The 24,229-nt window shown below is 70.6% G+C and carries 20 protein-coding genes; 13 read left to right on the top strand and 7 right to left on the bottom strand.

Annotated elements, in window-relative coordinates:
- Positions 1–57: 57 nt before the first annotated feature.
- Complete coding sequence (locus tag OG959_RS12600) at positions 58–1,584, bottom strand: ricin-type beta-trefoil lectin domain protein (RefSeq protein WP_326658250.1); 1,527 nt, start codon at positions 1,582–1,584, stop codon at positions 58–60.
- A 107-nt stretch (positions 1,585–1,691) separates the two neighbouring features.
- On the opposite strand from OG959_RS12600, the gene OG959_RS12605 reads away from it, so the two are divergent.
- From OG959_RS12605 to OG959_RS12620, 4 genes are all read left to right on the top strand, one after another.
- The gene (locus tag OG959_RS12605; RefSeq protein WP_442805565.1) at positions 1,692–3,092 is read left to right on the top strand and encodes a class II fumarate hydratase; all 1,401 of its coding nucleotides are present in this window, start codon (positions 1,692–1,694) and stop codon (positions 3,090–3,092) included.
- 45 nt (positions 3,093–3,137) lie between these two features.
- A complete protein-coding gene (fomD, locus tag OG959_RS12610) occupies positions 3,138–3,857 on the top strand; it encodes a cytidylyl-2-hydroxypropylphosphonate hydrolase (protein WP_326658251.1) in 720 nt (239 codons plus the stop codon).
- A 394-nt stretch (positions 3,858–4,251) separates the two neighbouring features.
- Complete coding sequence (locus OG959_RS12615) at positions 4,252–6,168, top strand: SpoIIE family protein phosphatase (protein ID WP_326658252.1); 1,917 nt, start codon at positions 4,252–4,254, stop codon at positions 6,166–6,168.
- Between the two features lie 115 nt (positions 6,169–6,283).
- Positions 6,284–6,409: a hypothetical protein gene (locus tag OG959_RS12620; protein WP_326658254.1), complete on the top strand. Its 126-nt coding sequence runs from the start codon at positions 6,284–6,286 to the stop codon at positions 6,407–6,409.
- A 90-nt stretch (positions 6,410–6,499) separates the two neighbouring features.
- Here the strand turns inward: OG959_RS12620 and OG959_RS12625 are convergent, their stop codons facing one another.
- Positions 6,500–8,800 (bottom strand): transglycosylase domain-containing protein, encoded by a 2,301-nt coding sequence (locus OG959_RS12625; RefSeq protein ID WP_326658255.1) that lies wholly within the window; start codon positions 8,798–8,800, stop codon positions 6,500–6,502.
- A 222-nt stretch (positions 8,801–9,022) separates the two neighbouring features.
- Between OG959_RS12625 and OG959_RS12630 the strand changes: the two genes are divergently transcribed.
- The 5 genes from OG959_RS12630 (at position 9,023) to OG959_RS12650 (ending at position 13,943) form a co-directional block, all read left to right on the top strand.
- Positions 9,023–9,994, top strand: coding sequence for an SPFH domain-containing protein (locus OG959_RS12630; protein ID WP_326658256.1), 972 nt, complete (start codon positions 9,023–9,025; stop codon positions 9,992–9,994).
- Positions 9,991–10,248 carry a hypothetical protein gene (locus OG959_RS12635; protein WP_219571582.1) on the top strand — a complete coding sequence of 86 codons (258 nt, stop codon included), beginning with the start codon at positions 9,991–9,993 and terminating at the stop codon, positions 10,246–10,248. Before OG959_RS12630 ends, OG959_RS12635 begins: the two co-directional genes overlap by 4 nt.
- A gap of 91 nt (positions 10,249–10,339) precedes the next feature.
- A complete protein-coding gene (locus OG959_RS12640) occupies positions 10,340–10,864 on the top strand; it encodes a PadR family transcriptional regulator (protein ID WP_326658257.1) in 525 nt (174 codons plus the stop codon).
- Positions 10,861–11,547, top strand: coding sequence for an ABC transporter ATP-binding protein (locus tag OG959_RS12645; protein ID WP_326658258.1), 687 nt, complete (start codon positions 10,861–10,863; stop codon positions 11,545–11,547). Before OG959_RS12640 ends, OG959_RS12645 begins: the two co-directional genes overlap by 4 nt.
- Positions 11,544–13,943 (top strand): ABC transporter permease, encoded by a 2,400-nt coding sequence (locus tag OG959_RS12650; RefSeq protein WP_326658259.1) that lies wholly within the window; start codon positions 11,544–11,546, stop codon positions 13,941–13,943. The genes OG959_RS12645 and OG959_RS12650 overlap by 4 nt, the downstream gene beginning before the upstream one ends.
- A 29-nt stretch (positions 13,944–13,972) precedes the next feature.
- Here the strand turns inward: OG959_RS12650 and OG959_RS12655 are convergent, their stop codons facing one another.
- A complete protein-coding gene (locus tag OG959_RS12655) occupies positions 13,973–14,938 on the bottom strand; it encodes a hydrogen peroxide-inducible genes activator (protein ID WP_326658260.1) in 966 nt (321 codons plus the stop codon).
- Between the two features lie 132 nt (positions 14,939–15,070).
- Between OG959_RS12655 and OG959_RS12660 the strand changes: the two genes are divergently transcribed.
- Together OG959_RS12660 and OG959_RS12665 are read left to right on the top strand one after the other, a co-directional pair.
- Positions 15,071–15,625, top strand: a complete 555-nt coding sequence (locus tag OG959_RS12660; RefSeq protein WP_219571577.1) for a peroxiredoxin — start codon at positions 15,071–15,073, stop codon at positions 15,623–15,625.
- Between the two features lie 12 nt (positions 15,626–15,637).
- Positions 15,638–16,171, top strand: a complete 534-nt coding sequence (locus OG959_RS12665; protein WP_326658261.1) for an alkyl hydroperoxide reductase — start codon at positions 15,638–15,640, stop codon at positions 16,169–16,171.
- A gap of 78 nt (positions 16,172–16,249) precedes the next feature.
- Here OG959_RS12665 and OG959_RS12670 read toward each other — a convergent pair whose 3' ends face one another.
- From OG959_RS12670 to OG959_RS12685, 4 genes are all read right to left on the bottom strand, one after another.
- Positions 16,250–17,674 (bottom strand): AI-2E family transporter, encoded by a 1,425-nt coding sequence (locus tag OG959_RS12670; protein ID WP_326658262.1) that lies wholly within the window; start codon positions 17,672–17,674, stop codon positions 16,250–16,252.
- Between the two features lie 136 nt (positions 17,675–17,810).
- A complete protein-coding gene (locus OG959_RS12675) occupies positions 17,811–18,515 on the bottom strand; it encodes a transglycosylase SLT domain-containing protein (RefSeq protein ID WP_326658263.1) in 705 nt (234 codons plus the stop codon).
- Between the two features lie 390 nt (positions 18,516–18,905).
- Positions 18,906–20,228: a PhoH family protein gene (locus tag OG959_RS12680; protein ID WP_326658264.1), complete on the bottom strand. Its 1,323-nt coding sequence runs from the start codon at positions 20,226–20,228 to the stop codon at positions 18,906–18,908.
- 392 nt (positions 20,229–20,620) lie between these two features.
- The gene (locus OG959_RS12685) at positions 20,621–21,382 is read right to left on the bottom strand and encodes an isoprenyl transferase (protein ID WP_148020469.1); all 762 of its coding nucleotides are present in this window, start codon (positions 21,380–21,382) and stop codon (positions 20,621–20,623) included.
- Between the two features lie 219 nt (positions 21,383–21,601).
- Here OG959_RS12685 and mgrA point away from each other — a divergent pair, with 219 nt between their 5' ends.
- Together mgrA and OG959_RS12695 are read left to right on the top strand one after the other, a co-directional pair.
- Positions 21,602–22,642, top strand: coding sequence for an L-glyceraldehyde 3-phosphate reductase (gene mgrA / locus OG959_RS12690; protein WP_326658265.1), 1,041 nt, complete (start codon positions 21,602–21,604; stop codon positions 22,640–22,642).
- Positions 22,643–23,072: 430 nt separating this feature from the next.
- The gene (locus OG959_RS12695) at positions 23,073–24,227 is read left to right on the top strand and encodes a winged helix DNA-binding domain-containing protein (protein ID WP_326658266.1); all 1,155 of its coding nucleotides are present in this window, start codon (positions 23,073–23,075) and stop codon (positions 24,225–24,227) included.
- Positions 24,228–24,229: the final 2 nt, after the last annotated feature.

The raw sequence follows: 24,229 nt of genomic DNA on the forward strand, positions 1-24,229 counted from the left end.
ACGCGGGTACGGGGCGGGGGGCCGGCTGCCCCGCCCCGTACCGGACGCTCCGGGTTACTACGCGAAGCGCTGCTGCGCGCTTCCGTCGCAGGGCTGCAGCCTCAGCGGGTCATGGGCTCCCGCCAGGGTCGCGCACAGCCCGGTCGAGGCGGCCGGGCGCAGGGTGCCCGACTGCCGGACGAACTGCTGGTTGGCCGCGCCCGAGCAGTTGTAGAGGATGAGGGCCGCGCCCGCCCTGTAGGTCGCGCCCGGCACGTCCAGGCAGCGGTCGTGGCTCAGTTCGGTGCGGAGGTTCTTGGTGCCGGAGTCGTACCACCAGCCCTGGTTGCGCCCGCCGTGGCACTCCCAGCCGGTGACGCCGGTGTTGTTCCGGGTGACCGAGGCGGGGACGTCCAGGCAGCTGCCCGTCGCCTCGCCGCGCAGGGGCGCGAAGGCGTCGTCCCAGGCCGCGGCCTGGAGCACGGGCTTCCCGGTGCTCGCCGGGTCGGCGCAGCTCGCCTCGCGCAGACCCGAGTCGTAGATCTGGGTCAGGCAGGAGGCGAAGGCGCCGTGGCCGGCCGCGTTCGGGTGGAAGGACTGCCTCAGGGAGTTGGAGTCCGGCGGGAAGTGCGAGAGGTCGATGAACAGGCCGCGGGCCCAGGTGGACTCGCTGCACACCTCGTGGCCGTGGAAGAGCCGGGAGTTGTCGAGGTAGACCGCTCCGGTGTCGGCGGCGACCTTGCGCATGCCCCGCTCGAAGGCGGGGACGGCGACGTTGCGGCCCCAGGCGGCGTCGGAGTCGTATCCGGCGCAGCCGCCGGGAAGCTTGCCGGGGAAGTTCGGGTTGTCGTAGAAGTCCGGGCCGATGGGGCTCGGGTAGCCCATGACGACGAGCTTGTAGTCGGCGTCGGCGTAACCGGCGCCGGTCATCACCGTCCGCAGGTCGCGCACGGTCTTCTCGACCTTGGGCACGAGGCCGTCGACGCGGGCCTGCCAGCCGCCGTCGTACTTGGGCTCGCAGGTTCCCTGGACGAGGACCCAGCGCGTGACGCAGTCCGTCATGACCGGGCCGAACTGGAGGTCGTCGTTGGCACCCGCCACCAGCACGATCATCTTGATGCGGGTGTTGCGCGCCTTGATGGCGAGGTTGTCGCTCTGCACGAGTTCGTCGGCGTACTGCTTCGAGCCGCCGATGACGATGTTTCCGGTGTACGCGCCGGAGCACGAGACGTTGTACGTGACGTCGGCCGGGATACCGGTGCGGTGGATGGCGGAGTCGGGTGAGCGGTGGCACCAGTTGTCGGGGCCGTTGGTGCCCGCCTCGTACGTACCGACACCCTCGCCCGAGATCTCGCTGTCGCCGAGCGAGATGAGCCCGGTCTTGCGGTCGGCGAGCGGGCGCTCGGCCGGGTCGCCGTACAGCCGGGTGGCCTCGGCGGCGCGCAGGGACTCCAGTTCCGGCGGCAGGGCGGTGGATGCGGTACTGCTGGTACCGGGCTGGGCGGCACCCGCCGGGCCGGCGGCGACGGTCATGCCGCCTAACGCCGCCGCCATGGCCGCGACGGCCGCGACCGTACATCGGAGTCGGTATCCGGTACGTCTCATTGCGCCTCCCGAGGTTGTTGTTACCCCCGGTATTTACTGGTCGGTAGGCGACTTGGGAATACATGGAACAAGACAAGTGCTCATCTTTTTCGAGAGGTTGGATCATCATGGACGAGGAAACCGGCAAGGACTACCGCATCGAGCACGACTCGATGGGCGAGGTGCGAGTGCCCGCCGACGCGAAATGGCGGGCCCAGACCCAGCGTGCCGTGGAGAACTTCCCGATCTCCGGACAGCGCCTGGAGCGGGCGCACATCGCGGCCCTCGCGCGCGTCAAGGCCGCCGCCGCCAAGGTGAACGCCGAACTTGAGGTGCTCGACCCGGACATCGCCGAGGCCATCCAGGAGGCCGCGGCGGAGGTCGCCGAGGGACGCTGGGACGCGCACTTCCCGATCGACGTCTTCCAGACGGGCTCCGGCACCTCGTCGAACATGAACACCAACGAGGTCCTGGCCACGCTCGCCACCGAACGCCTCGGCCGCGCGGTCCACCCCAACGACCACGTCAACGCCTCGCAGTCCTCCAACGACGTCTTCCCGTCCTCCATCCACATCGCCGCGACCGGCGCGGTGACGGAGGAGCTGATCCCGGCCCTGGACCACCTGGCGGTGGCGCTGGAGCGCAAGTCCGCCGAGTTCGCGGACGTGGTGAAGTCGGGGCGTACGCATCTGATGGACGCCACCCCCGTCACGCTGGGCCAGGAGTTCGGCGGGTACGCGGCACAGATCCGCTACGGCGTCGAGCGGCTGCGCGCCTCGCTCCCCCGCCTCGCCGAACTGCCGCTGGGCGGCACGGCCGTCGGCACCGGTATCAACACCCCGCCCGGCTTCTCCGCCGCCGTCATCGCCGAGGTCGCCCGCGTCACCGGACTGCCGCTCACCGAGGCCCGGAACCACTTCGAGGCGCAGGGCGCGCGGGACGGCCTCGTCGAGACCTCCGGCCAGCTCCGCACGATCGCGGTCTCCCTCACCAAGATCTCCAACGATCTGCGCTGGATGGCGTCGGGTCCGCGCACCGGGCTGGCCGAGATCAGCCTCCCCGACCTCCAGCCGGGCTCCTCGATCATGCCGGGCAAGGTGAATCCGGTCATTCCCGAGGCCGTGCTGATGGTCGCCGCCCAGGTGACGGGGAACGACACGACGGTGGCCGTCGCGGGCGCCGCAGGCAACTTCGAGCTGAACGTCATGCTCCCGGTCATCGCGAAGAACCTGCTGGAGTCCGTCCGGCTCCTCAGCCACGTCTCCCGGCTGCTCGCGGACCGTACGGTCGACGGGATCACGGCGAACGTCGAGCGGGCCAGAGAGTACGCGGAGTCCTCGCCCTCCGTCGTCACCCCCCTGAACAAGTACATCGGCTACGAGGAGGCCGCGAAGGTGGCCAAGAAGTCCCTGGCCGAGCGCCGGACGATCCGCGAGGTCGTACTGGACTCGGGCTACGTCGAGCGCGGCGACCTCACCGTGGAACAGCTCGACGAGGCGCTGGACGTGCTGCGTATGACGCGGCCGTGACGTGCATCGCTGCGCCCCGGGCGGCGCGCTCACTAAGATCTCTCCATGACAGGTACCGGAGAGACCGAGCGCTGGGCGCCGGGTGATCAGATCCTGTGGCGCTACCGCGGCAACGGACCGCGGCGACGCGGTCCCGCGCCCGCCCGGACCCCGAACCCCGTGCACATCTGCCGTCCGGTCACCGTCGTCCAGGACACCGACGAGCTGCTCGCCGTCTGGGTCGCCCCCGGCACCGAGTGCGTGAAGCCGGTGCTGGCCGACGGCACCGACGTGCACGCCGAGCCGCTCGCCACCCGGTACACCGCCCCGCGCACCACCGCCCGTTCGCCCTGGCTGGGCAACGGGGTGCTGAAGCTGGCCCGGCCGGGCGAACCGTGGTCCGTTTGGCTGTTCTGGGACCGGGGCTGGCAGTTCCGCAGCTGGTACGTGAACCTGGAGGAACCGCGGACCCGGTGGGCCGGCGGCATCGACTCCGAGGACCACTTCCTCGACATCTCGGTCTACCCGGACCACAGCTGGCTCTGGCGCGACGAGGACGAGTTCGCCCAGGCCCAGCGGGTCGGCCTGATGAGCCCGGACGCCGCCCGGCAGGTGCTGGCGGCGGGGCGCGCGGCCGTCGGGGTGATCCGCGAATGGGGGGCGCCGTTCCGGGACGGCTGGGAGGACTGGCGGCCCGATCCGCACTGGCGGGTGCCCGCGCTGCCCGCCGACTGGGACCGGTTGCCGGATGACTGGGACCGCACCCCCTCCCCCATGCCGTCGTGAGACCCTTGATGCACCCCAGGGGGGCAAACGTAGGATCGTCCCGAGAAGATCAGCTCCGCCCCAACCGACGGGCGCGGCACACGACCTGACCGTAAGTCACCGAGTCATCGCACACGTGCACACTTCATGAACCGCATCAGTGGTACGAGTCGTGCGAGTCGCACGAGTTGTCCGCATCGCATGAGCCACGACGAGGGGGTGGAGACGTGCTCGCTGTCCGCCGCCCCGGCGCCGGAAACGTTGTCACCGACGCCCCGCGCGGGCATCCGGTTTCGGCCCCGTGTTCCGGGGCACGAGATGTCAGCCGTTGTGATTGCCGCTCATGCCGGGGCACAGTAGCGCTCCACGAGGTGATTGCCTCATACAACCGGCCCGGACGGACGGAACCCCACGCGTGACGGAGCATCCCACCTCCCACGAAGGCCGGCAGCCTCTCGCCGCCCGGTCGCAGGAACGCACCCGGCCGCGGCAGCGTGACGCCGCGTCGGCGTCGGCCCCTGCCACCGCGGCGATCCCGGCACCGGCCAAGGGCCCGAACCCGGCCGCGGCCGGTACGGGCCCCGCGGCCGGCCCCGACCCGCAGGCAGCATCCCGTCGTGAGGGCGACCGGCTGCGCTTCGTCGGGGCCGCGACCAGGCGGATCGCCCGCGGGATAGACCTGGACGAGATCGTGCTGGGGCTCTGCCGGGCCAGTGTGCCGACGTTCTCCGACGCCATACTCGTCTACCTCCGCGACCCGCTGCCGGTCGGCGACGAGCGGCCCGTCAACCCCTTCGTGCTGCGGCTGCGCCGCTCCGACCGGCTGCGGCTGAGCGACGAGGACACCGAGAACCTGTCGGAGACCGAGCGGCTGCGGCTGCCCGCCGTCGACCCGCAGGCCGATCTGACGCCCGCCTCCGAACTGTGCGAGGTCCTGGCGGGCGGCGCGCTGGCCGAGGTGCTGCGCGGGGTGCGTCCGGTGTTCGGCGACTCCGCCGCGGCCCGGGTCGCGCTGCCCGAACTGCTCGGCGCGGACCGCGTGGTGCCGTCCGGCCACCGGGCGATCCTGGCCCCGCTGCGCGGCCGGCGCCGGGTGATCGGCGCGGCGGTGTTCCTGCGCGGCACCGAGCGCCCGCCCTTCGAGGCCAACGACCTGCTGGTCGCGGCCCAGCTGGCGACGCACACCGCGCTCGGCATCGACAAGGCCGTGCTGTACGGCCGCGAGGCGTACATCGCCGACGAGCTGCAGCGCACCATGCTGCCCGACTCGCTCCCCCAGCCCACCGGCGTCCGGCTCGCCTCCCGCTACCTCCCCGCCGCCGAGACCGCCCGGGTCGGCGGCGACTGGTACGACGCGATCCCGCTGCCCGGCAGCCGGGTCGCCCTGGTCGTCGGCGACGTCATGGGCCACTCGATGACCTCCGCGGCGATCATGGGCCAGCTGCGCACCACGGCCCAGACCCTCGCGGGGCTCGACCTGCCCCCGCAGGAGGTCCTGCACCACCTGGACGAGCAGGCCCAGCGGCTCGGCAGCGACCGCATGGCGACCTGCCTGTACGCGGTGTACGACCCGGTCGCGCACCGCATCACCATCGCCAACGCCGGCCACCCGCCGCCCGTCCTGCTCCACCTCGGCGGCCGGGCCGAGGTACTGAAGGTGCCGCCGGGCGCCCCGATCGGTGTCGGCGGTGTGGACTTCGAGGCCGTCGAGCTGGACGCGCCCGCGGGCGCCACCCTGCTCCTCTACACCGACGGGCTCGTCGAGTCGCGGCTGCGGGACGTCTGGACGGGCATCGAGCAGCTGCGCGAGCGGCTCGCCGCCACCGCCCGGCTGACCGGCCCGGACCACTCGCCGCCGCTGGAGGCCCTCTGCGACGACGTGCTGGACATGCTCGGCCCGGGCGACCGGGACGACGACATCGCGCTGCTCGCCGCCCGCTTCGACGGGATCGCGCCGAGCGACGTGGCGTACTGGTTCCTGGAACCGGAGGACTCCGCCCCGGGCAAGGCCCGCAGGCTGGCCCGCCGGGCGCTCAGCCGGTGGGGGCTCGACGACATCGCGGACTCGGTGGAGCTCCTGGTCAGCGAGGTGGTGACCAACGCCGTGCGGTATGCGGAGCGGCCGGTGACCCTGCGGCTGCTGCGGACCGACATCCTGCGGTGCGAGGTCGGCGACGACGCCCCGCAGCTGCCCCGGCAGCGCCGGGCACGCGACATGGACGAGGGCGGCCGCGGTCTGTTCCTGGTGAACCGGCTGGCCCGGCGGTGGGGCGCGACGCGTCTGTCGACCGGCAAGGTGGTCTGGTTCGAGATGCCCACCCGGGGGCAGTGACCGGGGCCGCCGAAGCCCTGGTCACCGAGGGTGTCCCAAGCGCTCGGGCGCGTACGGCGTCTTCCGGGTGACGTGGCCGATGGGTGGCCGGGGCACCCCGAAGACATGCCGCAGCATGAACGGTTTCAGCTCGCACACCTCTGTGCGGGTCACCGCGGGCGGCGAGCGGATCTGGGTGAAGTACCAGTCCAGGACCGTCGGTCCGCCGCCCTTCTCGTACCCGGACACCCATCGCGGCTGATTCACGGGCCCCACGGTCCCGGACCACGGGAACGGGCGGTGTGCGAGGGGGATCCCCCTCGCACACCGCCCGTTCCGGCGACCAGCCGCGTCAGCGCGTCACGGCGTTGTCGTTGTCCGGCCGGTTGTTGCCTCCCGGGTCGAGCGGGAGTCCGGCACTGTCCGACGGGCCCGGGTCGGTCGACGGATCGGTCGGCGGATCCGTCGTCGGGTCCCCGGTCGGGGTGGGCGGCGGAGTGGTCTCCGGCGGTTCGGTCGTGGCGGGCGGTGTGGTCGTCGGTGCCTGGGTGGTCGGCTCGTCGGAGGGCGAGGCCTCGTCGGAGGGCGATGTGGTCGCGCTCGGGGAGCTGGTGTCCGGCGGCGGGGTGACCGCGGCGCCCATGTCGGTGTCGAGCACGAACTCGCTCGGTTCGCCCATGGCCTTCGCGGTGAAGTCCGCCCAGATCCGGGCCGGGAAGCCGCCACCGTTGACGCGGCCGCCCCCGCCGGCGCCCTTCAGGGTCACCTGCGCACCCTTCTGGATCTTCTTGCCGTCGTCGTCGGTACGCGGGTAGGCCGCTTCTCCGAACAGGCCGACCGAGGTGACGAGGTCGGGGGTGTAGCCGGTGAACCAGGCCGACTTGTTGTCGTCCGAGGTACCGGTCTTGCCCGCGATGTCCTGGTCGGCCAGCCCCTCGGCGTTACGCACCGAGCCCTGGGCCGTACCGTCGTCGACCACTCCGGTCAGCACCGAGGTCACGGAGTCCGCGGCCTGGCGGCTGATCACCTGGTCGCCGATCGCGTCGGGCATCTGCACCGGGTCCTCGCCCTGGTGCACCGCCGACTTCACGATCTGGGGGGTGACCTTCTTGCCGTGGTTGTCGAGCGTGGCGTAGACGCCGGCCATGGCCATCGGGCTCGCGCCCATGGAGCCGAGCGTCTGCGCGGGGCCCTGGTCCAGATCCTTCACGTCCATGCCGAGCTCGCCGGCGGTCTTCAGTACCTGGTCCATGCCGACGTCCACGCCCATCTGCGCGAAGACGGAGTTGATGGACTTGTTCATCGCGGTCTGGACGGTGACGCTGCCGTAGTTCTGGTCGTCCTCGTTCTCCGGCGCGAAGGCGACGTCACTCCCCACGACCGGCCGCTCGCTGGTGCCGTCGTAGCGGGTGTTGGCGGTGATCTCCCGGCCTTCCTGCGTCACCGACTCCTGGTCGAGGGCCGCCGCGAGAATGACCGGCTTGAAGGTGGAAGCGGGCTGGTAGTCGGGGCGGGTGGCGTTCGACGTCCAGTGCTCGTTCTGGCCCCGTCCGCCGTACAGCGCGAGCACCGCACCCGTCTTCGGGTCCACCGAGACGGCACCGGCCTGGATGTCCTGGTCGAGCTTGCGCTTCTTCGTGTCCAGGTTGTCGATGAGCTTCGTCTCGACCGACTTCTCCAGCGCCTGCTGCTTCTTCTTGTCGATGTTGACGGTGATCGTCCAGCCGCCGAGGTCGAACTGGTCGCTGCTGAGGCCGGTCTCCTCCAGCACCGCCTTGCGGGCCGCTTCGACGATGTAGCCCTTCTGTCCCGCGACCCCGTTCAGCGGCTTGGGATCCTGCGGAATCGGGAACTTCAGGCCCTGGCGCTTGCCGGCGTCCAGCCACTCCTCCTCGACCATGTTGTCCAGCACGTAGTTCCAGCGCTCCTGGACGAGCGCCTTCCCCTTCGGGCCGGCGACGGCCCAGTCGTACTGGCTGGGTGCCTGGAGCAGGGCGGCGAGGTAGGCGCCCTGGGCGACGTTCAGGTCCTTGGCGTCCTTGCCGTAGTACGCCTGCGCCGCGGCCTGGATGCCGTAGGCGCCCCGGCCGTAGTAGCTGGTGTTGATGTACCCGGCGAGGATCTCCTGCTTGCTCCGCTTCTGGTCCACCTTCAGCGAGATGACCAGCTCTTTGAGCTTGCGGGTGACCGTCTGGTCCTGGTCGAGGTAGTAGTTCTTGACGTACTGCTGGGTGATGGTCGAGCCACCCTGCTTGCCCTTGCCGGAAACGGTGTTCAGCAGGCCGCGTGCGGTGCCTTTGAAGTCGACGCCCTTGTCCTGGTAGAAGGACTTGTTCTCGGCGGCGACGAAGGTCATCTGGACCTCCTTGGGCACCTGCGCGAGGTCCACGATCTCGCGGTTGACCTCACCCGTCCTGGCCAGCAGGGTCCCGTCGGAGTACTTGTAGATGTTGCTCTGCAGCTTGGCCTGGGCGTTGCCCTCGGGCACGCTCACCATCATGTAGAGCACGGCGAAGGCGCCCATGCCCAGCAGGCAGATACCGAGGGCCGTGCCCAGTAGTTTCCGCCAGGTGAAGAGTCCGCGTATGCCGCCGCTCTTCCCGGCCCGCCGCGACCCGCGCCGCTGGGCTCGTCGCGCATCCGCTCGACCCATTGCTGTGTTGCTCCCGTTTCTCTGCTCGACCGGATCAGCTCGGACCTGCCAGCTAACACCGTCCACAAGGTCAAAAAGCGAGCGATCCCGCACTTTCCGGACGTGACAATCAGCACCCGTTCCCATGGGAACCGACTCACGAGGGGTGCGCAGGGTTGCGACAACCGTTAATGTGTAATCACATTGCTAGCGCACGGCTAGCCAGTCGAAACGGGGGATTCCATGACTGAACCGCTCAACACGAACGCCTCGGCCGAACCGCGGGCCGACCTCACTCCGGACGCTCCGGAGATGCCGGAACCGCAGGTCCGCGAGACGAGGGCGCACAGCATCGCCGGCGGCCTCGGCCTCCTGCTGACCGTGATCGGGGTGATCGTCGGCGTCGGCCTCGCCATCCTCGGCGGCGTCATCGGATCGAACGGGAACAACGGCCTCGGCATCCCGCTGTGCATCCTGGGCGTCCTGCTCGTCATCGCCTCGTTCTTCTGCATGGGCGGTGTGAAGATGGTCGCACCGGGCGAGGCGCGGGTGATCCAGCTCTTCGGCCGTTACGTGGGCACGATCCGCACCGACGGGCTGCGCTGGATCAACCCGCTGACCTCCAGCCGCAAGATCTCCACCCGGGTCCGCAACCACGAGACCGCGGTCCTCAAGGTCAACGACGCCTACGGCAACCCGATCGAGCTCGCCGCGATCGTCGTCTGGAAGGTCGAGGACACCGCACAGGCGCTCTTCGAGGTCGACGACTTCCTCGAGTTCGTCGCCACCCAGACCGAGGCCGCGGTGCGGCACATCGCGATCGAGTACCCGTACGACGCCCACGACGAGGGCGGCCTGTCGCTCCGGGGCAACGCCGAGGAGATCACCGAGAAGCTGGCCGTGGAACTCACGGCACGGGTCAGGGCGGCGGGCGTACGGATCATCGAGTCCCGCTTCAGCCACCTCGCGTACGCCCCCGAGATCGCCTCCGCGATGCTTCAGCGCCAGCAGGCCGGAGCGGTGGTCGCGGCCCGGCAGCTGATCGTCGAGGGAGCGGTCGGCATGGTCGAGATGGCGGTCACCCGGATCACCGAGCAGGACCTCGTCGAGCTCGACCCCGAGCGGAAGGCGGCCATGGTCAGCAATCTGATGGTGGTGCTGTGCGGCGACCGCGCGGTGCAGCCGGTCCTCAACACGGGCACGCTCTACCAGTGACGGATCAGACCCCGCGGCGCCGCGCGCCGCAGTCCGGGCCGCAGCAGCGCAAGCAGATGCTGCTGCGGCTGGATCCCGCCGTGCACGACGCGCTGGCACGCTGGGCCTCGGACGAGCTGCGCAGCGCGAACGCGCAGATCGAGTTCCTGCTGCGGCGGGCGCTCGCCGAGGCGGGCCGGCTGCCCGGCGGCGCGGCGCCGATCCCGCGCCGCGGGCGCCCCCCGAAGGCACCGGAGGCGCCGGAGGCGGAGTGATCCGCCGGCCCCGCCGCGGCCCCGGCCACTGCCCCGTCGCCCCGCCGACCGGTATACACACCAGGTATACACACCGTGTACAGTCCTCGGTATGTCTATCGGCCACACCCTGCTCGGGCTCCTGGAGTCCGGCCCCCGTCACGGCTACGACCTCAAACGGACCTTCGACGAGAAGTTCGGGCACGACCGTCCCCTGCACTACGGACAGGTCTACTCGACGATGTCCCGCCTCCTCAAGAACGGCCTCGTCGAGGTCGACGGCGTGGAGAGCGACGGCGGCCCGGAACGCAAGCGCTACGCCATCACCGACGCCGGGATCACCGACGTCGCCGCCTGGCTCGCGCAGCCCGAGAAGCCGGAGCCGTACCTCCAGTCGACCCTGTACACCAAGGTCGTCCTGGCCATGCTGACCGGCCGCAGCGCCGCCGACGTGCTGGACGCCCAGCGCTCCGAGCACCTGCGCATGATGCGTATCCTCACCGACCGCAAGCGCCGGGGCGACCTCGCCGACCAGCTGATCTGCGACCACGCCCTGTTCCATCTCGAAGCCGATCTGCGCTGGCTGGAGCTCACCGCCGCGCGACTCGGCCAGCTCGCGAAGGTGGTGGCCCCGTGATTCCCGCCGGCTCCCTGCTCGCCGCCCACGATCTGCACAAGGCCTACGGGCCGACCCCCGCACTCGACGGCGCCTCGTTCTCCGTCCACCCCGGCGAGGTCGTCGCCGTGATGGGCCCCTCCGGCTCCGGCAAGTCCACCCTGCTGCACTGCCTCGCCGGCATCATCACCCCGGACTCCGGCAGCATCACCTACGCCGGACGCGAGCTCTCCACGATGTCCGACGCCGAGCGCAGCGCCCTGCGCCGCAGCGAGTTCGGCTTCGTCTTCCAGTTCGGCCAGCTCGTCCCGGAGCTGACCTGCGTGGAGAACGTCGCCCTGCCGATGCGGCTGAACGGCACCCGCCGCAAGGCCGCCGAGCGCATCGCCCTGGAGTGGATGGAGCGCCTGGAGGTCGACGACATCGGCGCCAAGCGTCCCGGCGAGGTGTCCGGAGGCCAGGGCCAGCGCGTCGCCGTGGCCCGGGCCCTGGCCGCGTCCCCGAAGGTGATCTTCGCCGACGAGCCGACCGGCGCCCTGGACTCGCTCAACGGCGAGCGCGTCATGCAACTGCTCACCGACGCGGCCCGTTCCTCCCACGTCGCCGTGGTGCTCGTGACCCACGAGGCCCGCGTCGCCGCCTACTCCGACCGCGACATCACCGTCCGCGACGGCCGGGCCCGCGACCTGGAGCACGCCGTATGACCCTGCTCGACCAGAAGCGGACCCCGGCGGCCGGCCCGGCGCATCCTCCCGAACCCCCGTCGCGTGCCGCCTCCTGGCTGCGCGACCTCGGACTCGGCATCCGGTTCGCCGCCGGCGGCGGCCGCGAGGGCTGGATCCGCACGCTGCTCACCGCGGTCGGCGTGGGCCTGGGCGTGGCGCTGCTGCTCACCGCCGCCTCCGTTCCGCACATGCTCGACGAGCGGTCCGCCCGCGACCAGGCCCGCTCCGAGAGCAAGATCTCGGAATCCCCCGACGCCTCCGCGAAGAAGTCCGACAGCACGGTCCTGCGCATAGAGGCGAGCACCGAGTACCACGACCGCTCCATCACGGGCTTCCTGATGCGCGCGGACGGCGACCACCCGGTCATCCCCCCGGGCATCGGCTCCTTCCCCGCCCCCGGCGAGATGGTGGTCTCACCCGCTCTCAAGAAGATCCTCGACTCCCCCGACAACGAGCTGCTCAGGGAGCGCCTGCCCTACAAGGTGACCGGCACGATCTCGGACGCGGGACTGCGCTCGCCCGGCGAACTCTGGTTCTACGTCGGCAGCGACACCCTGACCAGCGCGTCGGGCGGCCACCGGATCGCCGGATACGGCGAGCCCGGCCCGACCGATCCGCTGTCACCGCTGCTCATCGTGCTGATCATCATGGTCTGCGTGGTGCTGCTGGCCCCCGTGGCCATCTTCATCGCCACCGCCGTACGCTTCGGCGGCGACCGCCGCGACCGTCGGCTCGCCGCCCTGCGCCTGGTCGGTACGGACATCCGGATGACCCGCCGGATCGCGGCCGGTGAGGCACTCTTCGGCGCGGTGCTCGGTCTCGTCATCGGACTGGCCGTGTTCCTGACGGGGCGCCGGTTCGCCGGCCTCGTCGAGATCTGGGACGTCAGCGCCTTCCCCGCCGACCTGGCCCCCGACGCCCGGCTCTGCGTCCTGATCGCCCTCGCCGTTCCGCTCACCGCGGTGCTCGTCACCCTGGCGGCGATGCGCTCCGTGGTCATCGAGCCGCTCGGCGTCGTACGCAACGGCCGCGACCGGGGGCGCCGCCTCTGGTGGCGTCTGCTGCTGCCGGTCGCCGGACTCGCGGTCTTCGGACTCGGCGGCAGGATCGACGAGTACAGCGTCGTCAACCCGTATCCGGTCGCCGGAGGCGCGGTACTCGTCCTCGTCGGACTGGCCCTGCTCCTGCCCTGGCTGGTCGAGGCCTGTGTCGGGCGGCTGCGCGGCGGCCCGGTGCCCTGGCAGCTGGCCACCCGCCGGCTCCAGCTGAGCAGCGGGGCGGCCTCCCGCGCGGTCAGCGGCGTCACCGTCGCCGTGGCCGGTGCGGTGGCCCTGCAGATGCTGTTCGCCGCGATGAACGACGACTTCAACAGGATCACCAACCAGGACCCGTCCCGCGCCCAGTTCTACAGCCACTCCGAGATCGTCCGGGGCGACGCCGCCCTGCACACGATCAAGGAGTTCCGTGCCACCAAGGGTGTCACCCAGGTCATCGGCACGGTCGAGGCCTACGCGACCAAGCCGGGAAAGTACACGGACGACGAGATCCAGCCCACCACCTCGTTCACCGTCGGCGACTGCGCGACCCTGCGCGAGCTCGCCCGGATCACGTCCTGCCGGGACGGCGACACCTTCGTCTCGCACCCCGAGGACAAGGGACAGGCCGATTGGGTCGACGCGACCGCCCGCAAGGGCGAGGTGATCGAGTTCGACTCCTACGGCCCCGGCAAACCGCTGCGCTGGACGCTGCCGGCCGGCTCCCGGACCGTCGCGGCCCGGACCGACCCGTACGGCGAGGAGCACTCGGGCATCCTGGTCACGCCGGGGGCGATCGACGCCCGGACCCTGCCCGGAGCCGAGACCGTCTCGCAGATCCGCATCGACGAGAACGTTCCGGACGCCGCCGAGTACGTACGCAACACGGCGGCCCGGATCGATCCCGGAATGCGCCTGGTCACCCTCAACTCGGTCGAGCGCGACCGGCAGTACGCGAGCATCCAGACCGGTCTCCAGGTCGGCGCGACCGCCACCCTGCTGCTGATCGCCGCGTCCATGCTCGTCTCCCAGCTGGAGCAACTGCGGGAGCGCAAGCGACTGCTGTCGGTCCTGGTCGCCTTCGGCACCCGCCGGGTCACCCTCGGCTGGTCGGTGCTGTGGCAGACCGCGATCCCGGTGGTCATCGGGCTCGCGGTGGCGGTGGCGGGCGGGCTCGCGCTCGGGGCCACGCTGTGCTGGATGGTCAGCAAACCGGTGGCCGGCTGGTGGCTGTTCCTGCCGCTGGCGGGGGCGGGCGCCTCGCTCATCCTGCTGGTCACCCTGCTCTCGCTGCCCGTGCTGTGGCGCCTGATGCGCCCCGACGGGCTGCGCAGCGAGTAGGCCGGTCCGACGGCCGGCCGGACCGTGGTTCAGGTCCGGCCGGCCGTCGCCACGCGTACCGGCAGCGCCTCCATCGCCCCACGCAGTGCCGCCGCGAACTCCTCGAACTCCTCGTGCCGGGCCGCCCCCGTCCGCATCCCCAGCGCCACCCGCCGCGCGGGGGCCGGTTCCGCGAAGTACCCGGTGCTCAGCGCCTCGTTGCGGGCGGTCTCGACGGTCACCGCGGTCCGCGGCAGCAGCGTCACCCCGAGGCCCCCGGCCACCAGCTGCACCAGCGTGGAGAGCCCGGCCGCGGTCGTGGTCACCGGCGCGCCCTCGGTACGCCCCGCCTCACGGCAGATGTCGAGCGCCTGGTCGCGCAGGCAGTGCCCCTCGTCGAGCAGCAGCAGCGGCAGCTCCCGCAGCGCCTCGCGCGGGATGTCCTGCCGTCCGCCGAGCCAGTGGTCGCGTTCCATGACGAGCACGAAGTCCTCGTCGAAGAGCGGGAGTTCCGTCACGCCCGGCACCCCGAGCGGCACGGCGAGCAGCAGCAGGTCCAGCCGCCCCGCGGCGAGTCCGTCCAGCAGCGAGGAGGTCTGTTCCTCGTGCACCTGGAGGTCGAGCTCCGGGTAGCGGTCGTGGACCAGCCGCAGCACGGTCGGCAGCAGATACGGGGCGACGGTCGGGATCACCCCGAGCCGCAGCACCCCGGTGAAGGGTGCGCGGACCGCCTCGGCCTCCTCCATCAGCTCCCCCACGGCATGCAGCACGGCCCGCGCCCGCACCGCGAGCCGCTCCCCGGCGGGCGAGAGCAGTACCTTGCGCGTCGTACGCTCGATGAGCTGGACACCCAGTGCCTCCTCCAGCGCCGACACGGCACCGGAGAGCGCGGGCTGACTCATCCCGATTGCGGCCGCCGCGTCCCGGAAGTGCAGATACTCCGCCACGGCCGCGAAGGCGCGCAGCTGCGAGAGGCTGGGCTGTTTGGGCCTGATGCCCTGATTACTCTGGGCCACTGATAGGCACCTCCGATCATCACGACCGAGTGTAGCTATTTCCGCGATCAATGCACTCTGTGCCAAGGTGGACACCGTCCAACCCTCAGGAACTCCCCCAAAAAGGGAATTCCTACGCTGCAAGGAGAGCGCGTGCTCACTGTCGGTGACAAGTTCCCCGAGTTCGACCTGACCGCTTGTGTTTCGCTGGAGAGCGGCAAGGAGTTCGAGCAGATCAACCACAAGACCTACGAGGGTCAGTGGAAGGTCGTTTTCGCGTGGCCCAAGGACTTCACCTTCGTGTGCCCCACCGAGATCGCCGCGTTCGGCAAGCTGAACGAGGAGTTCGCCGACCGTGACGCGCAGGTCCTCGGCTTCTCCGGTGACTCCGAGTTCGTGCACCACGCCTGGCGCAAGGACCACCCGGACCTGACCGACCTGCCCTTCCCGATGCTGGCCGACTCGAAGCACGAGCTCATGCGTGACCTCGGCATCGAGGGCGAGGACGGCTTCGCCCAGCGCGCCGTCTTCATCGTCGACCAGAACAACGAGATCCAGTTCACGATGGTGACCGCCGGTTCCGTGGGCCGTAACCCCAAGGAGGTCCTGCGGGTCCTCGACGCCCTGCAGACCGACGAGCTGTGCCCCTGCAACTGGACCAAGGGCGAGAACACCCTGGACCCGGTCGCGCTCCTCTCGGGCGAGTGAGCTGACACCGACATGGCACTCGACGAACTGAAGGCCGCCGTTCCGGACTTCGCCAAGGACCTGAAGCTGAACCTCGGCTCGGTCATCGGCAACAGTGAGCTCCCGCAGCAGCAGCTGTGGGGCACCGTACTCGCCTGCGCGATCGCCTCGCGCTCGCCGAAGGTGCTGCGCGAGCTGGAGCCGGAGGCGAAGGCCAACCTCTCCGCGGAGGCGTACACCGCCGCGAAGTCGGCCGCCGCCATCATGGCGATGAACAACGTGTTCTACCGGACCCGGCACCTGCTGTCGGACCCCGAGTACGGCAACCTCCGGGCCGGCCTGCGGATGAACGTGATCGGCAAGCCGGGCGTGGAGAAGATCGACTTCGAGCTGTGGTCGCTCGCCGTCTCCGCGATCAACGGCTGCGGCCAGTGCCTGGACTCCCACGAGCAGGTGCTGCGCAAGGCCGGCGTGGACCGTGAGACCATTCAGGAAGCCGTCAAGATCGCCTCGGTGATCCAGGCGGTCGGCGTGACCCTCGAAGCCGAGGCCGTCCTCGCCGAGTAGTACCCCGGATACGAGAAGGGCCCCCCGGACGACCGACCGTCCGGGGGGCCCTTCTTCTGTCTCCGTCCGTGCGCCCGCTCAGGGTGTCTTCGGAGCGGCCGTGTCCGTGTCCGCCACCGGCTCCTCGTCACTGCCGTCGTCGAAGTCCTCCGGCGGCGAGCCGGGGGCCGGCCTGGGCGCCGCGTCCAGTGACGTCGAGCCGTGCGGGGGCGGCGAGTGACGGCGGGACTCCTCCTGCCCGTACGTCCGCAGATAGCCGACCACCGTGTTGGTCACCGCGACCAGCGGGACCGCGACGACGGCGCCCCCGATGCCGGCGATCATGCCGCCCGCGGCGACCGAGAGCACCACGGCCAGCGGATGCACCCGCACCGCGCGGCCCAGGATGAACGGCTGCAGGATGTGGCCCTCGATCTGCTGCACCGCGAGCACCACGGCCAGCACCATCAGTGCCGTGAACACGCCCTGGGTGACGAGTGCGACGACCACCGCCAGCGCCCCGGAGACCACGGCCCCGACGAGCGGGATGAAGGCGAACAGGAAGATGAAGACGGCCAGCGGAACCGCCATCGGCACATCGAGGAAGAAGATGCCGAGGCCGATGAAGATGGCGTCGATCAGGGCGACTATCACGGTGCCGCGCACATAGGCGGTCAGCGTCCGCCAGGCCCGGGGGCCGGCGCCCGCGACGCCCGGCCGGGCCTGCGCGGGGACGAGCCTGAGCACCCAGTGCCAGATGCGCTTGCCGTCGTACAGCAGGAAGAGCGTGGAGAACATCGCCAGCAGCATCCCGGTGAGAAGCTCCACCATCACGGTGACGCCCTGCAGTCCGGCGGAGGTGATCGCCTCCGTGTTGGTGCCGACGGTGTCGCTGAGGTTCTTCGCTATGTCGTTGATCTGTTTGTCGGTCACATGGAACGGGCTGTCCAGCAGCCAGTTCTTCAGGTCGTCGATACCCGTCCGCACCTTGTCGGAGAGGGTGTCGATGTTGTCCATGACCTGCCAGACCACGAACCAGCCGACCAGGCCCATGATGACGAAGCCCAGGATCGCCGTGACCGCGGTGGCCAGGCCGCGTGGCAGCCCGTACCGCTTCAGCCGGGCGACGGTCGGCTGGAGCATCGCGGTGACGAGCAGCGCGGCGACGAACGCCAGCACCACCAGCTGCACCGCGCTGATGACCCGCATGAGCACCCAGAGGGTTCCGGCGAGCACCAGCAGCCGCCAGCCCGCCTCGGCCGCGACCCGCATCCCCCAGGGGATGGCCGCGACCGGGTCGGGGCGCGCGGAGACGGAGGGGGCGTACGCGGGCGGTGGCGGGACGTGGTCGGTCTCGGCGGCGGCCTTCCCGGCCCTCGCCTTCGGCGCGGCCGTCACAGGCGTCTCCTCGCGCGCGGCCGCGTCGTCCTCGGCCGCCGATTCGGCCCGCCGTTCGTCCAGGCGCTCACCCAGCCTGGTCAGTTCGCCACCCAGTTGTCCGAGCCACCCCGGCAGTTTCGACATAACGGTTCCTCTACCCCCGTCCGTTCTCCCCACCGCTCCCCCCGGGAACGGTTCCGCCCGACCGTACACGCGCGAAGCCCCCCACCGTAGGACGGTGAGGGGCTCCGTGAGGTTGAGATCCGAACCTCGGAAGGTTCTAGTACCAGTGGTTGGCCTGCCAGAAGGACCAGGCACCGCACGGGCTGCCGTAGCGGCTGTCCATGTAGTTCAGGCCCCACTTGATCTGGGTGGCCGGGTTGGTCTGCCAGTCGGCACCGGCGGAAGCCATCTTCGAGCCGGGCAGCGCCTGGACGAGGCCGTAGGCACCGGAGGACGGGTTGCTCGCCCGGTAGTTCCAGCTCGACTCGTGGTTCACGATGTTGCTGAAGCACTGGAACTGGTCGCCGGGGATCATCTGACGAGCCATCGCCTGCACGTCGGCCACGCTGTACGAGCCCTGGGTCGCGAACGCGGTGGCGCTGCGGACCTCGGAGCGGCTGGCGCGCTCGGCGCGCTCCGCCTTCTCCTTGCGCTCCTGCTCCAGCCTGTCCTCGGCCGCCGCCTTCTTGGACTTGGCGTCCTTGGCTGCCTGCACACGGGCTGATTCCTCGGCGGACTTCTTCGCGGACGCGTCGGCCGCGGACGCCTGGGCGTCGGCCTGCTGCGTCAGCGACGCGGTCTGCACCTGGGCCTGCTGGCCCGCGGGGATGTCTGCGAGCAGCGTGGTGTCGGCTGCGGTCGCCTCGAAGTTGTTGTCATCAGCAGCGGGAGTGCTGCCTGCTGCAACGCCTACGACGGCGCCAACGGTGGTTACCGCTGTGGCTGATGCCACGGCGAACCCCCGGACCGAGATCCGGCTCACACGGTGTCCTTCCAGCATCGCCCGCTTAGGTGACCTCGCGGGCGCAATCGTGCCCCTGGACACTGGCCTCCCTACTGCTTGGGTCACGGGAGGCACGGGCCCGGTGGGCACTCCCCGGGGGGAGCGCCGCGTGGTGCTCGCGGGCGGCATACGGACGGCGGTTGTTGAGTTGTGTGGTGCGTGGCACCTCTGGAGGTGCCGGTGTGCCGTATGCGGGGCCTGACGGAAGCAAGACTCTGCCGGAACGGGACGCCGGGAAGCAATTCTCTGTTGCGTGTGAAAGCTCACACCTCGTTTGGAGCACATGAATGACGGAAATGGTGCCGCAACACGATGCCGCCCGGCTAAGCTCCTTCGCTCGCCGGGCGGCATCAACTGTCCCAAGCCGTATCAGATCTGGCCTTCCTCCAGCATTTCGGTCACCAGTGCGGCGATACGGGAACGCTCCGAACGCGTGAGCGTCACATGCGCGAAGAGCGGATGCCCCTTCAGCTTCTCGACGACGGCGACCACACCGTCGTACCGGCCGACCCGGAGGTTGTCCCGCTGGGCCACGTCATGCGTGAGCACCACTCGGGAATTTGCCCCGATTCTGGACAACACGGTCAGCAGGACGTTCCGTTCGAGCGACTGGGCCTCGTCGACGATCACGAAGGCATCGTGGAGGGACCGGCCCCTGATGTGGGTGAGCGGCAGGATCTCCAGCATGCCGCGCCCCAGCACCTCCTCGATCACCTCGCGGCCGGAGACGGCCGACAGGGTGTCGAAGACGGCCTGGGCCCAGGGGCTCATCTTCTCGGCCTCGCTGCCGGGGAGATAGCCGAGCTCCTGCCCGCCGACCGCGTACAGCGGACGGAAGACCATCACCTTCTTGTGCTGTCCGCGCTCCAACACCGCTTCGAGGCCCGCGCAGAGCGCCAGCGCCGACTTCCCGGTGCCGGCCCTGCCGCCCAGCGACACGATGCCGACGTCCTGGTCCAGGAGCAGTTCCAGGGCGATGCGCTGCTCGGCGCTGCGGCCGTGGATGCCGAAGGCCTCCCGGTCGCCCCGGACGAGCCGGACATTGCCCTCGGGTGTCACCCGGCCGAGCGCCTTGCCCCGTTCGGACTGGAGGACCAGGCCGGTGTGCACGGGCAGCTCGGCGGCCTCGGGGACGTACAGCGTCTCCTCGGCGAAGAGCAGGTCCACCTGTTCGGCGGGGAGGGACAGCTCGGACATCCCGGTCCAGCCGGAGTCGGTGATGGCGAGTTCCGCCCGGTACTCCTCGGCGAGGAGGCCGACCGACGAGGCCTTGATGCGCAGGGGCAGGTCCTTGGAGACGACCGTGACGTCGTACCCCTCGGCCTGGAGATTGCGTGCGACCGCGAGAATCCGTGAGTCGTTGTCCCCCAACCGGTAGCCGGCGGGAAGGACGCCGGGATCGGAGTGGTTGAGTTCGACGCGCAGCGTCCCGCCCAGATCCCCGAGAGGGATCGGGGCATCCAGCCGGCCGTACCGGACCCGGAAGTCGTCCAGCAGGCGCAGGGCCTGCCGGGCGAAGTACCCGAGTTCGGGGTGGTGCCGTTTGGCCTCCAGTTCCGTGACCACGACGATCGGGAGCACGACTTCGTGCTCGTCGAATCGGGACATGGCGTTCGGATCGGCCAGCAGGACGCTGGTGTCGAGAACGTAGGTGCGCCTGTCGGGCATGCGGCGCTTTGTGCTGGTCACCACGGAAGGACGTACCCCCTCGGACGAGGTTGGGGTGCGACGGCGTCGCGGAGCATCCCAATGGGAGAGGACGGGCCGGGCTCCGGCCACCTTGCGCGGGCCGAGCGCCGGCCCTCCGCGTCGGCCGCACTGTATGTACGGTCCTTCGTGTGCAAAGGGCCTCCCGGGCGAGCGGACTCCATGCCGCTCACTTGGACACGACGTCCGCCTGGTTGGTGACCGGACGTCGACCTGTCAGGGATATGCCCTCGAACACGCCAAGCCATGCCGACCTGGGCCGGTGGGGTGAGCGGGGAGTGTCGTACGAGACCGTGGGTGGGCGCCCACCGGATGGGCGGCCCCCGGGCTGCCGGACCGGCCGGGGGACGCCGGCGGGCCGGAGAGGGCCCGCGGTGTCAGCCGCCGTAGCGGCGGTGGCGGGCCGCGTAGTCGCGCAGGGCCCGAAGGAAGTCGACGCGGCGGAACGCCGGCCAGAAGACCTCGCAGAAGTAGTACTCGGAGTGTGCGCTCTGCCAGAGCATGAAGCCCGAAAGACGCTGCTCGCCGCTGGTGCGGATCACCAGGTCGGGGTCCGGCTGGCCCCGGGTGTAGAGGTGCTCGGAGATGAGGTCGGTGGAGACGATCTCCGCCAGGTCCTCGAAGGAGGTGCCCTTCTCGGAGTGGTCGAGCAGCAGGGAGCGCACGGCGTCGGCGATCTCCTGGCGCCCGCCGTAGCCGACGGCGACGTTGACCAGTATCCCGTCGACACCCACGGTGGCCTGTTCGGCCTCCTTGAGGACCGTCTGGGTGTGCGCGGGCAGCAGGTCGAGCGTGCCGACGTGGTGGACGCGCCAGCGCCCGTCCGCCACCAGGTCCCGCACGGTGTTCTCGATGATGCCGAGGAGCGGGATGAGCTCGGACTCGGGCCGGTCGAAGTTGTCCGTGGAGAGCATCCAGAGCGTGACGACCTCGACGTCCGTCTCGCTGCACCAGCCGAGAAGCTCCTTGATCTTGTCCGCACCGGCCTGGTGCCCCTGCGCGGCGGTGCCGCCGGACGCCTTCGCCCAGCGCCGGTTTCCGTCGAGGATGACACCGATGTGCTTGGGCACCTGGGCGTGATCGAGGCGGGCCTCCACCCGGCGCGCGTAGAGCCCGTACACCAGGTCGCGCAAGTTCACTGAGTCCACCTCTCGGTTCCGTGCGGGCACGCCCGCCCCTTGGCCCGGGGTCCGGGGTCGTCCACCTGGGGATCACCGCACCGGAAGGGGGCGATCGCCCCGCCGTGCCGTGGCAGTCCCGAAGCGGCCACATTACTGCGCAGGCGGCTCGCGGGCCCAACCCGGCCTGTCACAAGTCCGTGATAACCGGCCTGTCGCACGTCCGTGATAGGAGAGAACGTGACTGATTCCTCTTCTCCCTACCTGGCCGACGCCGCGCGCTACGACTCCATGGAGTACCGGCGCACCGGCCGCAGCGGCCTCAAGCTCCCCGCTCTCTCGCTCGGCCTCTGGCACAACTTCGGCGACGACCGCACGCTCGGCTCGCAGCGCGCCATCCTGCGCCGCGCCTTCGACCTCGGCGTGACCCACTTCGACCTGGCCAACAACTACGGCCCACCGCCCGGCTCCGCCGAGCTCAACTTCGGGAAGATCTTCGGGCAGGACTTCACCCCCTACCGCGACGAGCTGATCATCTCCACCAAGGCGGGGTACGACATGCACCCCGGCCCGTACGGGGAGTGGGGCTCGCGCAAGTACCTGCTGTCGTCGCTCGACGCCTCGCTGAGGCGGATGGGGCTGGACTACGTCGACATCTTCTACTCGCACCGCTTCGACCCGGACACTCCGCTGGAGGAGACGATGGGGGCGCTGGCCTCCGCCGTGCACCAGGGCAAGGCGCTGTACGTGGGGGTGTCCTCGTACAACTCCGAGCAGACCGCCGAGGCGGCCCGGCTGCTGAAGGAGATGGGTGTGCCGGCCCTGATCCACCAGCCGTCCTACTCGATGATCAACCGCTGGACCGAGGACGACGGGCTGCTGGACACCCTGGAGGCGGCCGGCATGGGCTGCATCTCCTTCGTGCCGCTCGCCCAGGGCCTGCTGACCGGCAAGTACCTGAAGGGGATCCCGCAGGGTTCACGTGCCACGCAGGGCAAGTCCCTCGACCCGGACCTGCTCTCGGACGAGGTGGTCCGCCGGCTGAACGGGCTGAACGACATCGCGGGCCGCCGCGGCCAGTCGCTCGCCCAGCTGGCCATCGGCTGGGTGCTGCGCGACAGCCGTATGACGTCGGCTCTGATCGGCGCGTCGAGCGTGGGACAGCTGGAGGAGAACGTCGCGGCTCTGGCCGGTCCGCCGCTGTCCGCCGAGGAGTTGAAGGAGATCGACGCCTTCGCCGTGGACACCGCGGGCACCAACATCTGGGCCGGCCGGGGCTGACGGAACGGCCCGGACAGGCGGCCGGGGCTCTGCGCGACCGCGTCTGCGGTCGGGCCCGGCCGTACCGGGGCACAAAAAAACGGGCCGGTCCGTGGGGGGGGTTACGGACCGGCCCGAGGGGGGGTTTCCACCATAACCCTTCGTAAGTGCTACTGCGTGCCACGCCGCGAAATAATTACTCTCCGAATGTGCGGAACTCCGCTGCGGGCACGGATTCCGGTGCTTCACAGCCCTGTGACCTGCACAGACGCCTGCAGGCGCCACGTTGACGCCGAACACGCCCGCAGGACGTACACAGGATGTGCACATTCCGGTCGGTTGCGACCCGGGCCCCGCGTCCTCCACTGCCGGCCACGGGTCTCACACAGGGTCATGGACGTCCGGGCCAAGGGGACAGGACCTGACCCGACGGCCCGATAGCTTTCGGTTCATGACGACGCCGAGCGCGACCGTGACGTGGACCGGGGCGAACGCCCGCCGGCTGGAACGCCAAGGCCTGACGGACCCGCTCACCGGCACGTCGTCCGCCGTGGTCGAGTCGATGCCCGCCGCGCACGCGCAGGTCCTGTCCGCCGCCGAGCTCTCCGTGGGGCTGCGGAGCCGCGAGCTGACCCGCGCGGACGTGCGCAAGGCCCTGTGGACGGACCGGACGCTCATCAGGACGTTCGGGCCGCGCGGCACGGTCCACCTCGTGTCGGCCACCGAACTACCGCTGTGGACCGGAGCGTTGTCCGCCCTGCCGGCGGGCCGCACCACCCAGCCGGAAGGCGTGCGGATGGCGCCGGAGCAGACCGAGGAGGTGCTCGCCGCGATCGCCGACGCGCTGACCGGGGCGGAGCTGACCGTCGACGAGCTCACCGAGGCGGTCGTCGCCCGCGCCGGGGCCTGGGCCGGTGAGCCGGTGATGCCCGCCTTCCAGACCCTGTGGCCGCGCTGGCGGCAGGTCACCCATCTGGCTTCCCACCGCGGGGTCCTCTGCTTCGGACCGGACCGCGGCCGCAAGGTCACGTACACCCGCCCGGACGTCACCCCGCTCGACGGACCGCAGGCGCTCGCCGCGCTCGTCGGCCGCTATCTGCACGCCTACGGCCCGGCCACCCCGCAGAACTTCGCCAAATGGCTCGCCGCGCCCGCACGTTGGGCCTCGGACCTCTTCACCGGGCTCGCTGCGGACGGGGAGATCGAAGAGGTGGCGTACGAGGACGGCGGCCCGGCCTGGGTGGTGGCGGGTGACACCTCGTTCCCTTCGCAGCCGGTACACGGCGTGCGGCTGCTCCCCTACTTCGACGCGTTCGTCATCGCCTCCCAGCCCCGCGAGCGGCTCTTCCCCGGCGCGGCGTACACCCGCGCGCTGGCGGGCGGCCAGGCGGGGAACTTCCCGGTGCTGCTGGTGAACGGCACCGTGGCGGGGGTGTGGCACCAGCGCCGCTCGGGCCGGCGGATCGCGGTGACGGTGGAGCCGTTGTCCCCGCTGACGGCCGGACAGCTCCGGGAACTGGAGCAGCAGGTGGCGCGGGTGGGCGAGGTGATGGAGGGGAAGCCCGAGCTGACGGTGGGAGAGGTGACGGTCGGCGGCCACGCGTAGAG

The sequence above is a fragment of the Streptomyces sp. NBC_00385 genome (assembly GCF_035917155.1).
Taxonomy (GTDB): Bacteria; Actinomycetota; Actinomycetes; order Streptomycetales; family Streptomycetaceae; genus Streptomyces; species Streptomyces poriferorum.